Below are 13,857 nucleotides of genomic sequence, written 5' to 3' on the forward strand. Positions count from 1 at the left end.
TTCAAGCTTGTAAGTCACGACGTTTGGGACGGAAATTTAGGAAAGGACTAAGCAAAAGCATTCCAGGGAAGCTTAAGAAAACAAATAAATACATAATCAACCGTTCGATTGAACTTGCAGAATACCAACGGTTTTTAAGATACAAATAGACTAAGGCTGGTAGCACCAAAAGATACGTGCCACTCAAAACCAGATATAACAAAGCAACTAAATTAGTTTCTGTAAGTAGCATAATTGTTTTTAGCTGTAAAAACATTTCCGATATAGATATTTTAGCAGGGCAACTGTCAATACTTTCTCGTTTGGCATTTTAGTTTGAGTTCTTACCTAATTCAAAAAAAAGGATAGAGATTGTTGAGTCTCTATCCAATATTTCATTTGAGTCATTCAATTGTTCCTCGTCAATTAAGAAGAAGGCAGAAGTTCTACCTTATCTTTTTGAGGAATAATCTTGACTTTTTTATCTTCGTCAATATCCACTGTGGCAGTATCTCCTTCCTGCAAACGCCCAGAAAGGATTTCTTCAGCTAGAACATCTTCCAAAAGACGCATAATGGCTCGACGTAGAGGACGCGCACCGTATGCGGGATTGAATCCTTCGTCTACCAATCGCTCTTTGAACTTTTCTGTTACTTCTAAAGTAATTTCTTTCTCAGTTAAGCGTTGGAATACTTCCTTGAGTAATAGTTCGCTGATTTCTTTCACTTCGTCTTTGTTTAGCTGACGGAAGACGATAATTTCATCGAGACGGTTGAGAAACTCTGGACGGAAGTAGCTTTTTAGTTCTTCGTTGACCAAAGAACGAATACGATTGTATTTAGCTTCTGCCTGATCGTCGGCAAACTCAAAACCAAGTCCACCACCACCTTTTTCGATTACTTTTGAACCAATGTTAGAAGTCAAAATCAATAGGGTATTTTTAAAATCTACTGTTCTGCCTTTAGCATCGGTTAAGCGACCATCTTCAAGAATTTGCAATAGCATATTGAAGATATCGGGGTGTGCCTTTTCAATCTCATCAAATAAGACGACTGTATAAGGACGACGGCGTACGGCTTCGGTTAGTTGACCGCCTTCGTTATAGCCAACATAGCCTGGAGGAGAACCAATCAGTTTAGAAACTGTATGGCGTTCCATATATTCAGACATATCGAGGCGAATCATCGCGTCTTCAGAACCAAAGAAGTAGGTTGCCAGAGCTTTAGTTAACTCAGTTTTACCCACACCTGTAGGACCAGAGAAAATAAAACTTGCTATCGGACGGTTCGGATTTTTCAAGCCGACTCTAGCCCGTCTAATGGCACGAGATGTAGCTTTAACCGCATCTTCTTGCCCAATAATGCGTTGATGAAGGGTATCCTCCATGTGCATTAATTTCTCAGATTCAGATTCGGTAATTTTGTTAACTGGTACTCCAGTCCAAGATGCCACGATGTGAGCGATTTCTTCGGCATCAACAAAGGGAGACTCTTCGCCACCATCATCTTCATTCTTCTTGGTGGAAGCAATGTTGCGAATTTCTTCTTTGATTTCCATTTCACGATCGCGCAGTTCTCCTGCTTTGTCAAAGTCTTGCGACCTAACCGCATCGTCTTTTTGTTTCAATATTTCTCTTAACTCCTTATCCAACTCTTTAGCTGCTGGAGGAAGTTGAGAATTGATCAAACGAACGCGAGAACCAGCCTCATCGATAAGATCGATCGCCTTATCTGGTAAAAAGCGATCGCTAATATAGCGATCTGACAGCTTGGCTGCTGCTTCTAATGCTTCGTCTAATATTTTTAATTTATGGTGCTGTTCGTAACGTTCGCGCAAACCAAAGAGAATCTCAATAGTCTCATCTACAGATGGTTCGCCAACCTGTACGGGTTGGAAGCGACGTTCTAGGGCTGCATCTCGCTCGATATGTTTGCGATATTCATCCAGGGTAGTTGCACCAATACACTGCAATTCTCCCCTCGCCAAAGCTGGCTTAAGAATATTGGCTGCATCAATTGCTCCTTCTGCTGCACCCGCACCGATTAGAGTATGTACTTCGTCAATTACTAGAATTACATTTCCAGCCTGACGAATTTCGTCCATAATCTTTTTGAGACGTTCTTCAAATTCCCCTCGATACTTAGTACCAGCTACTAATAAACCGATATCAAGAGTAACAACTCTTTTTTCTTCGAGAATGTCGGGAATATCCTTGTTTGCAATGCGTTGGGCCAAGCCTTCGGCGATCGCAGTTTTACCAACCCCAGGTTCGCCGATCAAGACGGGATTATTTTTAGTACGTCTACCAAGAATCTGAATTACACGCTCAATTTCTTTTTGTCTGCCTACAACAGGATCTAGTTTTCCTTCCCCTGCCATTTGAGTTAAATTTGAGCCAAATTCATCTAAAGTGGGAGTTTTGTTTCTACCCTGAGTGCCACTAGAACCAGCAGCAACTTCGGCAGTTTCTCCTAACATTCTAATTACTTGAGTGCGGACTTTGGACAGGTCTACGCCCAGGTTTTCGAGGACTCTAGCAGCAACTCCTTCTCCTTCTCTAATTAGCCCTAGAAGTAAGTGTTCTGTGCCAATATAGTTGTGACCTAACTGGCGTGCTTCTTCTAAAGATAATTCCAAAACCCTTTTGGCTCTTGGTGTAAAGGGAATTTCCACTGCCACAAAACCAGAACCGCGCCCGATGATTTTCTCAACTTCAATGCGAGCATCTTTAAGATTGACTCCCATCGATTTAAGAACTTTGGCTGCGACTCCAGTCCCCTCTCCGATTAGACCTAAGAGGATTTGTTCAGTTCCTACGAAGTTATGACCCAGGCGGCGTGCTTCCTCCTGGGCTAACATAATTACTTTTATTGCCTTCTCTGTGAAGCGTTCAAACATGTCTTATACCATCCACCTGCTGCTTGCCCGTGTATGGTGATTCTAGCACAGCCTATTGCTTTACTGACTCTGCTTATAGGGAGGGAAAATACGGTATTAAAATTAACAGTTTTAACTTTTGTGCCAATAGTAGTTATTTTCACTTAAATCAGTCGCTAAACTTTGCTGCCATTGGATCAAAGCAGTCTTAAAATCAGGCTGTTGTAGTTTTTTCAGCCAAAGGATCGAGGCATCATCCCCCGTCGATGAATAATATTTTCTTCTTTTTCCTACTACTTCAAAACCGAATTTTTTATATAGATTAATTGCTGAAAAATTATTGACATTGACTTCCAGAGTAGCCCATTCAAGTTTACGAGCGATCGCATTATTTAATAGAGATAGTAACAGGAGAGTGCCAAATCCTTGTTGGCGGTAATCGGGATGAATTGCCAGTAAAGTAATGTGAGCTTCTTCCACGATCGACCACAAGCAAGCCATTCCCACCATAATGCTATTAGATTTGGTTGAATTGCGATCGCTAAGATTTAAAACCAACAGGCTACTATTAGGGCTATCAATTTCTCTTAAATATCCTTCTGCCGTCCATAAGCCCCCGAGGCAAATGCGATCTAAAGCTACTATTTGGCTTACTTGAGACGGTCTTAAAAGTTGAGTTTCTAAAATCTTCACGAAAACTAAAATCTACTTTTTTTGAGAGAATTACGAGTTAAAATTTTCACCCAATCTCATTGCTTTTACCTGTTTTTTGACATCTGCTAACTGTAGACTAGAGAATAGATAATTGCCAAACTTTACTCTGTTCGTTAAAAAAAGACAAAAATTATGCTTTCGACTGATCGCAGTTTACCAAATACTGGACATCGTTATGTTCCACAAGTCACAGATCTGAACCTTCCTCCTTCTCCCAATCAAGAGTTAATGCCTTTAACAGCTAAGGTCAACGAGAAAGATAGTCTAGAAATTGGTGGCTGCGATCTACAAGAATTGGTAGAAAAATATGGTTCGCCTTTATATATATTGGATGAATTTACTTTAAGAACCTCTTGTCAGCAATATCGCGATAGTTTTGCCGCTTATTATGGCGGAGAATCTCAGGTAATATACGCTTCCAAAGCCTGGAGTTGTATGGCTGTCTGTCGCATCATCGATAGCGAAGATATTGGTTTTGATGTAGTTTCTGGCGGAGAGTTACACACCACTCTAGAAGCAGGAGTAAGCCAAGACAAAATCTACTTTCACGGCAATAACAAATCTGCTGCCGAACTAGAATTTGCTGTCGAAACTGGCTGCACCATCATGGTAGACAACTGGCTAGAACTAAAAACCTTGTCGCAAATCGCCTCAGACAAGAGCAAGCAGCCAGTTCCGATTATGATTCGCCTTACTCCTGGAATTGAATGTCATACCCATGAATATATTCGCACGGGGCATTTAGATAGTAAATTTGGTTTCGACCCCAATCAACTATCAGAAGTATTTACCTATTTATCCCAGCAAGCAAACATTAGCTGTATTGGTTTGCACGCTCACATCGGTTCGCAAATCTTTGAACGCCAACCCCACAAAGATTTAGCAGGTGTATTAGTTGATTGGATGCGAAAAGCTCAAGGTTATGGTTTGCCCGTAACAACTCTTAATGTTGGTGGTGGATTGGGCATTAAATACGTTGAATCTGACGATCCTCCAAGTATTTCTGAATGGGTAAAGGCTGTTAGCACTTCTATCGAACAAGCCTGTAACGATGCTGGTTTACCCTTACCCAGATTAATTGCCGAACCTGGAAGATCTTTGATTGGTTCGGCTTGTGTCACGGCTTATATCGTAGGTAGCCGTAAGGAAATTCCCGACTTTAATACTTATATTGCAGTAGATGGGGGAATGTCTGACAATCCTCGTCCCATTACCTATCAATCAGTTTACCGTGCGGTGATTGCTAATCGAATGTCTAGCCCTCTCGAAGAAAAAGTCACGGTAGCAGGAAAACACTGCGAATCAGGGGATGTCGTAATCAAGAATGCTGAGTTACCCAAAACCGAACCAGGAGATATTTTGGTAGTTTTGGATACGGGAGCATACAACTATAGTATGGCATCCAATTACAATCGCATTGGCAGACCTGCTGCGGTGGTAGTTTATCAAGGAGAAGCTAATTTAATCATCGAACGAGAAACCTATCACAATCTAATTGAGCGGGATCGTCTCCCTGAAAGACTGGTAAAACAAGAAAAGTAGATTTAGTATAGAAGCCAGCATACTGTAAACAGTATGCTGGTGTAAGTGTTGAAATATCTGTTAAAACCTTGAATTCGAGGTTGTCCCTAACCATTCCTAGCCGAGTAATTAAAATAATGTCATTGTCGGGTGTTGTTCCTGACTTAGATCGGGTTCTTTCCTGGTTGCCAGATTTAGTCAATATAATCGATTTGGGCTTAGTACTAGCCCTCAGTTATGCCCTGCTGTTAATTATTGGCGAAGGGGAAAGGCGTAGCTTGTGGATGGTAAGAGGTTTTATTGTCCTGATGTTGGCAACAGTCGTTAGCGGGCAATTGGAACTAAAGCTGCTCAAATTTTTATTGGAAAAACTAGTTTTAGGTTCTGCTGTAGCAATGGCAGTAATCTTTCAATCTCAATTTCGTCGTTTTCTAGAACAGATTGGGCGAGGAGAAATACTGCCATTATTTCAGAGTTCGGGTAGACCTAGAACTCAACCAGACAGCGTTATAGATCGCATTGTAGAGGCAGTCAAAGAACTTTCTCAGAACCGTACGGGAGCTTTGGTACTAATGGAAACTACAGGATCTTTGGAAGAAGAAGATTTTGTTTCTCCAGGAGTAAGTCTCAACGCCGAGGTTTCTAAAGAACTTTTACAAACTATTTTCCAAACCAGCACTTTGTTACACGATGGTGCGGTTTTGATTGGTGGTTCGAGAATATTAGCAGCAGCGGTTATTCTTCCCCTTTCCGAACGTACTGCATCTCGTCAGTTAGGTACTCGTCACCGAGCTGCGATGGGAATTACTGAACGAATCGAAAAATGTTTGTGTATTGTTGTTTCTGAAGAAACTGGTTCGATTTCTTTAGCGGAAAAAGGAACGTTAAATAGACCCCTAACGAGTAGTAAACTGAAAGAGCTATTGCAAGATAGATTTACTCCGATAGTAGAGCGAGATGCAGCAGTGCGTCTGAGTCGTAAGATTGGTTTTCAAGGTAAAATTTTGCTAGAACGCCTGCTCAGTCTGCGACCATCAGATTTTCGTAAGAAAAATTAAACTTAATTGTTTGACGATCGATTGTTCAATGTTAAATATTTAGAAAATGAGCCTAGAGCCAGTTACTTTGTCACAACTTCCTGCGAATTTGAGCAGAAACCTTCTACCGCACCATGTAGCGGTGATTATGGATGGTAATGGTCGTTGGGCTAAAAATCAGGGAAAACCCCGTATCATCGGACATCAAAAGGGGGTAGATGCTCTAAAAGATTTGCTACGTTGTTGCAAAGATTGGGGGATTTCTGCCCTGACTGCTTATGCTTTTTCTACGGAAAATTGGGGCAGACCCCATACTGAAGTGCAGTTTTTGATGACTCTGTTTGAAAGAGTACTCAGACGAGAATTGCAAGAAATGAAACAGGAAAATGTAAAAATTCGCTTTGTAGGTAACTTACGAGATTTACCAGACTCTTTGCGCCAAGAAATCGATCGCTCGATGGAAGATACGAAAGATAATCAGGGTATTCAATTTACCGTTGCTACTAACTATGGTGGTAGACAAGAGATTATTCAAGCCTGTCAAGCGATCGCAACTAAAATAGAACAAGGATACTTAAGTTCATCGCAAATTAACGAAGAGTTATTCGAACAGCACTTATATACCCAAGGTATTCCCCATCCCGATCTTTTGATTCGTACTAGCGGAGAGATGCGAATTAGTAATTTTTTGCTCTGGCAAATGGCTTACGCTGAAATTTACGTTACTTCTACATTGTGGCCAGATTTTGATCGCCTCGAATTTCATAAGGCTTTACAAGCTTATCAGCAACGCGATCGCCGTTTTGGTAAGGTTAAGTAATCTATTACTTTTCTTTTTCGACGATCGACTTGCTTGGGAAAAAGAGATCTTAAGAAGATGCACGATATTTTGCTGCTTTAGCGAGTAAAGATTCGGCAAAGGCGATCGCATCATCAGCAGAATGTCCCCCCGTAATTTGGGCTAATTCTTCTACTCTAATTGTGTGTTCCCCAAGGGATTTTATTCTGACTACAGTACGAATATCAGGAATAGTCGAACTACCGTTTTGCTTTTTATCTGGAGATTTTTCTTCGATAATTGTTTTCTCTACTTTAAAATGTCCGTTAGCCATGGCAGCAATTAAGGGTTGGTGGGTAACGCACAATACTTGATGTTGTTTTCCGAGTTGATGGAGTTTTTCGGCGATCGCTTGAGCTACTTTCCCTGATACCCCCGCGTCTATTTCATCAAATATAAGAGTACTTGAGCTTTCTTCTGCACCCGTAAAACAGGATTTCAGTGCCAGTAGAAAACGGCTCATTTCACCCCCAGACGCAATTAAAGATAAAGGTTGAGCAGTTTCTCCTGCATTGGGACTAAAGTAAAATACTACTTTATCTGCACCTTTTGCTGTCGGTTTAGATGATTCGAGGCGACATTCAAAAATCACTTTCTCCATCGCCAGAGGTTTTAATTCTTTAACTAATTGTTTTTCTAGTTTGGTTGCAGCTTTTTGTCTTAGCTGAGTCAGCTTTTGGCATTCTTGAATTAATTGTTTTTCTGCCAATTCATGTTCTTGTTGCAGTGCTGCGATCGATTGTTCGCCGTCAGTAATTTGCTTTAATTCTTGCTGTAACTGTTGGGAAAGGGCGATCGCATCGCTCAAATCTGGACCATATTTGCGACAAATTTCTTTTAATTGTTTAATTCTTGATTCAATTTCGCTCAAACGCTCTGGATCTGTTTCTAAACCATCGCTGTAGCTACTTATCTGTTGCCCCGCTTCTACTATTTGGGCTAATCCCGACTGTACCATTTCTAAAATGGGACTTAGTTCGGTATCGTACTCTGCCATTTCCATTAAGCAAGACTCTGCTTTACCCAAAAGATCTGCTGCTGCGGGTTCATCTCGATCGCCTTCATAAAGCATTTGATAGGCTTGATGACCCAATTGTTGCAGTTCGACTACGTGAGAAAGGCGATCGCGCTCTTGTTCTAATTCATCTAGTTCGTCGGGATCGTTTAATTCTGCTTCGTTTAAGTCTTTCAGTCTAAATTCCAGCCAATCTTGACGCTGTAGTAGATCTTGCTCTGATTGAATTATTTGTTCTAATTCTTTCTTTGCCTGGTTGGCAATTTCATAAACTTCTGTTACTTTCTTTGTCTGGTTGTTAATCAATTTTCCGCCGTAAGCATCTAATAAATCTCGTTGCTTTTCAGAAATCAACAAGTTTACTGTTTGTCCTTGGGCGGTAATTTCCACCAATCGCGATCGCAAATCGTTCATTAATTGACGATTGACTACTACGCCATTTACCCGACTGCGAGAGCGAAGACTAGTTTTGCCAATTACTATTTCTCGGCTACAAATTAAAGTATCCTCCTCAAAAGGATCGATTTCTTGGGAGCATAACCAATTACTCAAACCTGGGCTGACATTAAACGTAGCTTCAATAATAGTGCGATCGCTACCGCTACGAATCATGCGAACATTAGGCTTACCCCCTAGAACTATATCAATCGCATCGAGAATAATTGATTTCCCCGCCCCAGTTTCTCCAGTTAAAACGCTCAATCCATTTTCTAGATTAAGTTCCAAGGAGTCAACTAGGGCAAAATTATTAATTTTTAGATTAACAAGCATCTATAAAAATAAGTTAGCTTCAATCAAGAATAATAAATAAATAATCACTACCAGCAGTTTAGCTGAAGCGACATAAGATTATTAGTATTTTTTTATTAAGATCTTGCGATCGCCTTGAGTATTAAATATGAATTGCTAACTTCAATTTCAATATTGAAAAAGATTATCCCAAACATAGTCGATCGCCTGTTTTGCTTCGGTTAGGGGTAATACTTGACAGCGAAAATTTTTACAATCTCGTTGTAGAAGAGATACTTGCTTCGTGGTGTAGGTACTGTCTTCAATATGTTTTATTTCAGCTTTAATTTCTTCTAGATTTCCCAGTGGTTTCTCAATATCAAAGTCTATTTTAATATCGAAATTATCTTCCATCCAGGCTTCAATGCGATCGTCTAGTTGAGATGGAGTCAAAGGTTTTTTACTAGTTAATAAATGATAATAAGCTAAAATTATTTCTTTACATTCTTCTTCTTCTGCTGCATCAATAATATATTTAAAAACACCAGTATTATTGGCAATATTGCGATAGAAAAGAGTTTCGGTTACGCTTTTTTGAAATTTTATTTGTTTGTTTTTATAGTTAGTATATTGTTTAAAGGCAAAGCCCCCCATAGTAATAATCAAAGACATAATCGCAATAATTAAAGGAGCAATATTTCTCACATCTTCTTCCTTTACTTCTAACTCGGCAATAGGTTGATGTCCTAGAGTTAAATAGATAAATACACCCAGAACCAAAATCAATTGAGGAATAACTTTGAGAGTTAAAGGAATAGCTGCGCCCACCGCAGGAACTCCAAAAAGTATTCTATCTTTCCAATTCATACTCATTTTTACGTTGGGAAAAATAAATTCTAGATCTAATTTTGATAAATTCTTATATAGATAAACATAAGTTTTACCTGGCTTAAAATTCAAAGATTCATTAGCTACTGGTTTATCTTTAAAATGTTTTTCTTCTTTAAATTTGATCAGCAATACCACACGACGATAAATATCTACTTTACGTTCTTCTGTCTTGAAATTCCATTTCTTAAAAGAAACAACATCCGATGAATCACCACGGCAGTAGCAAATCATTCTATCAAAGTCATCAAAATCCACTTCTGTCTTAAGATCGAATACAGAACCTTCAAGCAAAGCTTTATTCAAAGTAATTTGAGATATAGGATAATAATTTGCTCGTTCCAAAATTGACGTAAAAGTATCGATCAAATCATTTTCTTGTTGCTTCATAGTTAGATCGAAATCTAAATTATTTATACCTAAACTGCGATCTATATCAGGATTAAATGGCACAAAATTTGCTTTTAACACTTCTAAAGAATGATGAAGCTTAAAATGATAGTAAGCTGCTAAAATATTGCAAAAATCCCTAAAATTTTGTCGCTCGCTGACTGCAATTTTGCCATCTGCAATACATAATTCAATAATTTCTTGGCGACTGTAAGGGATAAATGCCTCTCGGTTTTGATACACTGCCATTAGATCGTTGCTAACTTTGGTTAATGAACTGATATTACTTTTACTCGTAGCTATCAGCTATTAGCTATTAGCTATCAGCTATTAGCCATTTATTAATGAGCGTCAAAAGAATAATATCAAGTATTGATGTTGATTAGCTATGAAAGACGAACAGACAAAATCAGATTTTGATATTGAAATGATGCAGAGGTGTTTGGAGTTAGCCCAACGCGCAGCAGGGAAAACAACTTCCAACCCATTAGTAGGATCTGTAGTAGTCAAAAACGGCAAAATTATCGGAGAAGGTTTTCATCCAGAAGCGGGACAACCCCACGCGGAGGTATTTGCCCTACGAGATGCAGGAGAAAACGCCCAAGGCGCAACAGTGTATGTCAATCTCGAACCCTGCAATCATTATGGCAGAACACCACCCTGTTCGGAAGCTTTAATTAAAGCCAAGGTAGCCAAAGTTGTTACGGGAATGGTAGATCCCGATCCTCGGGTTGCGGGAGGCGGAATTGAGAAGTTAAAAAAAGCAGGAATAGAAGTATTAGTGGGGGTAGAAGAACAAGCTTGTCGTCGAGTAAACGAAGCCTTTATTCATCGCATTACCAAAAAACAGCCTTTTGGTATTTTAAAATATGCTATGACATTGGATGGCAAAATTGCTGCTACGGGTGGACATAGTGCTTGGGTAACGGGGAAATCTTCGCGCAATTTAGTACACCAGTTAAGAAGTACTTGCGATGCGGTAATAATCGGCGGAAATACAGTACGCAAAGATAATCCTAACTTAACCACTCATAATGTGACAGAACACAACCCCCTTAGGGTAGTTATGAGTCGCGGTTTAGATCTACCCAGAGAATGTAATCTATGGCATACAGATATTGCACCAACTCTAATATTTACTGAAAATAATAGTAATGCTTTCCTTCAACAAGAACTGATCGACAAAGGAGTAGAAATTATTACCGTTGCTGCACTGACTCCCAAAATAGTCATGGAATATTTATATCAAAAAGAACTATCAAAAGTATTGTGGGAATGTGGCGGTACATTAGCAGCTAAAGCGATCGCCGATGGTACAATTCAAAAAGTAATGGCATTTATCGCCCCAAAAATCATCGGTGGAACATCCGCAGCATCCCCCGTGGGTAATTTGAATTTAACCAAGATGACAGATGCCCTGCAATTAAAAGAAATTGAAGTAAAAGCGATCGCTTCTGATATTTTGATTGAAGGATATTTATCAATAGATAATCGGTAATTGATAATAAACAATTAATTACAATCAAAACTTTCAACTTGTGATAAGTTCCTCAATATTGGGAAACTTTTTATTTTATTTGCTCTCTCAAAATTCGAGTTAATAGTTAATAACTTAAAAATCAAAGTAATTTGCCCGATCTTTATTTCAGCTTCATTCAAAGATCGGTGTCTTCACTAATTTACACTCCTCAATTTTTCCAACTATATTGGGACAGTAATAGTATAAATGGCGACAATTATAAGCAATTTCAAACTCTTTTTATTTGGCTTATCTGAATAACTCCCATAAATACTAAAAATATTTTTAGTTTTATATACAAAAAACTTTGCTCAATATGAAAAATAAAGAGTTTCACAAACTTTTAAAAAAAAATAAATCTAATTCCAATTCTAATTCTGGTTTTACTTTAACCGAGCTACTTGTTGGCTTGTTTATGAGTATTTTTGTAGTTGGTGCATTAGGTTTTGGTCTAATGCAGCTATTAAGAACTACTAGAGTAGAAACTTCTAAAGTAGAAGTGAGGGGTGAAACTTCTCGTGCTTTAGATTTTATCTCCGATGAAGTTAGACGAGCAAGAACAATTGAGACAGATGATACCAATGCAGGTACGGGTTTTGATAGTATTACTGGTGAGACTGTCGTTCTAGCATTAGATATTCCCGAAATAAGTGATGCTGCAAGTGCTGGTGTAACAGGAAGAGTTGTTTATTACCTTAAATCAACTAATTTAGGCAACTGGCAAGGGCCTCAAGTACTATACAGATGGGGGCCTCCTCTTGACGCAAATGGAGATTATAATATTGCTGGTGCATGGCAAGAAGAAGCTTTAATCGATGGTATTGATGATACAAATATTGCAGCAGATCCTTGTGTTGGCGATACTCTAGTTCCAGCATTAGGAACAGCAAGTGGTTTTTATGCTTGTATTAATGGTGCCAATAATACAGCGCAACTGTATTTAACTGGAGAAACCAAAACGGCTGGTGGAACTGATACCTACACAGCAAACACTAAAGTAGTTGCAAGGGCAAGAACAGCTCCTGCGGGTACTACTAGCAGTTTCACTTCTTATACAATGAGCTATAAATCATTAGGTGCTGTATATAATTGCAATCCTGCTAATAATACACTCTGGAGCATGAGAAGTGTTTTTGAGGTTGGTGGCGATGAAAAATCGTGGATTCACCAAGATGGCAGACAACCTCAACCGATTCAAATTGATACATCCACTAGTAATTCTTTAAAGGTTACTACGATTCCCGTTAAACCAGTCGATTCAACAGGAAATCCTTTGACAGGAACACCTGGAGTTGATTATGACTGTATGAGTAGAGGAAGTGAAGCAGCAGATGGAACTGAGCCTTTGGCTGACTATGCTGATGCTACGCAATTTCCTAATTTCCATAGCGTCCCCTTTACTATAAGTTTTACGGGGCCTAATTATTGGAGATCTTTTAATGGCAACGAGCCTGGAGATAACGATCCTAGTGACGATCCAATTTGGGTGACTGATGATAATGGCAATCAAACAATTTTAATGCTTAAAGAAGGTTCGATAATTCCTGCCAGTTTGACTGGATATGATTTTAACAATGACACCATAGAGGATCAAGATTCTTTAGGTAAATTCTTGGCTACAGCACCAAATAACTACGCAGTACCAGTAAACCCTTCCGATCTTTCTCAGGGCTATAGAGTCACTGGGCTTGAGCCAGACGAGCGCATCATGGCTGTTGAGGTTGGTCATAATGCTAGTGGTGTCCCAGGATTTGATGTTCAAGATAGCGTGGTTATTCTCGCCAGCGATCTATTTGCTCAAGATCATTCAAATTAAATCAATCAATTCTTTGACAATAGGTAGCAGATACAGAACCAGTATTGCTACCTGTATATGTTCCTATTCTAGTAATACCTGTACCAAGAGCTATTACAAAACATTTTTGCAGATCTGTATTTTCGCTCGATAATACGATAGTTCCCATTTTAGTAGTATTTCCTTTGTGGGAAAAAGAAATATTAGGTGTAGCACCAGGAATATTGGTTCTAATTTGTATTTCGTCTCTAATTTGGCGATTTTGTAATAAACAATTGTTAGGATTTCCTGTCAAAGTATTGGTATTAACGCCAATATTAATTCGACAAGATATTCCTCTAAACATCGCTTGTCTTTGTGTTTCTTTGATACCACCCACAAGAGTTGATAAAGATTGATTAACTCGGTAACGATTTAATAATCCCAAAACATTAGGGGTCGCTAAAGCAGCGATAATACCAATAATAACTGAAACGATCGCGAGTTCTACCAGAGTAAAACCGCGATCGCTTTTTTTTTGAGAGTTAGTAAACATTGATAAATTTTAAGCTATGG

At 39.0% G+C, this 13,857-nt stretch carries 11 protein-coding genes; 5 read left to right on the forward strand and 6 right to left on the reverse strand.

Translation table 11 applies throughout. The features are described 5' to 3' along the window. Position 1: 1 nt before the first annotated feature. The 3 genes from ndhL to I4641_RS13095 form a co-directional block, all read right to left on the reverse strand. A complete protein-coding gene (gene ndhL, locus I4641_RS13085) occupies positions 2–232 on the reverse strand; it encodes an NAD(P)H-quinone oxidoreductase subunit L (protein ID WP_229640979.1) in 231 nt (76 codons plus the stop codon). Positions 233–405: 173 nt separating this feature from the next. Further along, complete coding sequence (locus I4641_RS13090; RefSeq protein ID WP_229640980.1) at positions 406–2,877, reverse strand: ATP-dependent Clp protease ATP-binding subunit; 2,472 nt, start codon at positions 2,875–2,877, stop codon at positions 406–408. Between the two features lie 111 nt (positions 2,878–2,988). Beyond that, entirely contained in the window at positions 2,989–3,549 is a 561-nt protein-coding gene (locus tag I4641_RS13095) for a GNAT family N-acetyltransferase (RefSeq protein WP_229640981.1), read from the reverse strand. Between the two features lie 153 nt (positions 3,550–3,702). Here I4641_RS13095 and lysA point away from each other — a divergent pair, with 153 nt between their 5' ends. From lysA to uppS, 3 genes are all read left to right on the forward strand, one after another. Beyond that, positions 3,703–5,112, forward strand: a complete 1,410-nt coding sequence (lysA, locus tag I4641_RS13100) for a diaminopimelate decarboxylase (RefSeq protein ID WP_229640982.1) — start codon at positions 3,703–3,705, stop codon at positions 5,110–5,112. Positions 5,113–5,228: 116 nt separating this feature from the next. Then, a complete protein-coding gene (cdaA, locus tag I4641_RS13105; RefSeq protein ID WP_229640983.1) occupies positions 5,229–6,149 on the forward strand; it encodes a diadenylate cyclase CdaA in 921 nt (306 codons plus the stop codon). Positions 6,150–6,195: 46 nt separating this feature from the next. Next, entirely contained in the window at positions 6,196–6,948 is a 753-nt protein-coding gene (gene uppS / locus I4641_RS13110; RefSeq protein ID WP_229640984.1) for a polyprenyl diphosphate synthase, read from the forward strand. A gap of 49 nt (positions 6,949–6,997) precedes the next feature. On the opposite strand, the gene recN is transcribed toward uppS, so the two are convergent. Together recN and I4641_RS13120 are read right to left on the reverse strand one after the other, a co-directional pair. Further along, on the reverse strand, positions 6,998–8,752 hold the full coding sequence (recN, locus tag I4641_RS13115; RefSeq protein WP_229640985.1) for a DNA repair protein RecN: 1,755 nt from the start codon (positions 8,750–8,752) through the stop codon (positions 6,998–7,000). A 147-nt stretch (positions 8,753–8,899) separates the two neighbouring features. Next, on the reverse strand, positions 8,900–10,237 hold the full coding sequence (locus tag I4641_RS13120; protein ID WP_229640986.1) for a TMEM143 family protein: 1,338 nt from the start codon (positions 10,235–10,237) through the stop codon (positions 8,900–8,902). A 139-nt stretch (positions 10,238–10,376) separates the two neighbouring features. Between I4641_RS13120 and ribD the strand changes: the two genes are divergently transcribed. Both ribD and I4641_RS13130 read left to right on the forward strand, forming a co-directional pair. Further along, positions 10,377–11,486 (forward strand): bifunctional diaminohydroxyphosphoribosylaminopyrimidine deaminase/5-amino-6-(5-phosphoribosylamino)uracil reductase RibD, encoded by a 1,110-nt coding sequence (ribD, locus tag I4641_RS13125; protein ID WP_229640987.1) that lies wholly within the window; start codon positions 10,377–10,379, stop codon positions 11,484–11,486. A 337-nt stretch (positions 11,487–11,823) separates the two neighbouring features. Continuing rightward, positions 11,824–13,323: a PilW family protein gene (locus tag I4641_RS13130; RefSeq protein WP_229640988.1), complete on the forward strand. Its 1,500-nt coding sequence runs from the start codon at positions 11,824–11,826 to the stop codon at positions 13,321–13,323. A gap of 1 nt (position 13,324) precedes the next feature. Here the strand turns inward: I4641_RS13130 and I4641_RS13135 are convergent, their stop codons facing one another. Continuing rightward, a complete protein-coding gene (locus tag I4641_RS13135) occupies positions 13,325–13,837 on the reverse strand; it encodes a pilus assembly FimT family protein (RefSeq protein WP_229640989.1) in 513 nt (170 codons plus the stop codon). Positions 13,838–13,857: the final 20 nt, after the last annotated feature.

Source organism: Waterburya agarophytonicola KI4 (assembly GCF_020640915.1).
Lineage (GTDB): Bacteria > Cyanobacteriota > Cyanobacteriia > Cyanobacteriales > Xenococcaceae > Waterburya > Waterburya agarophytonicola.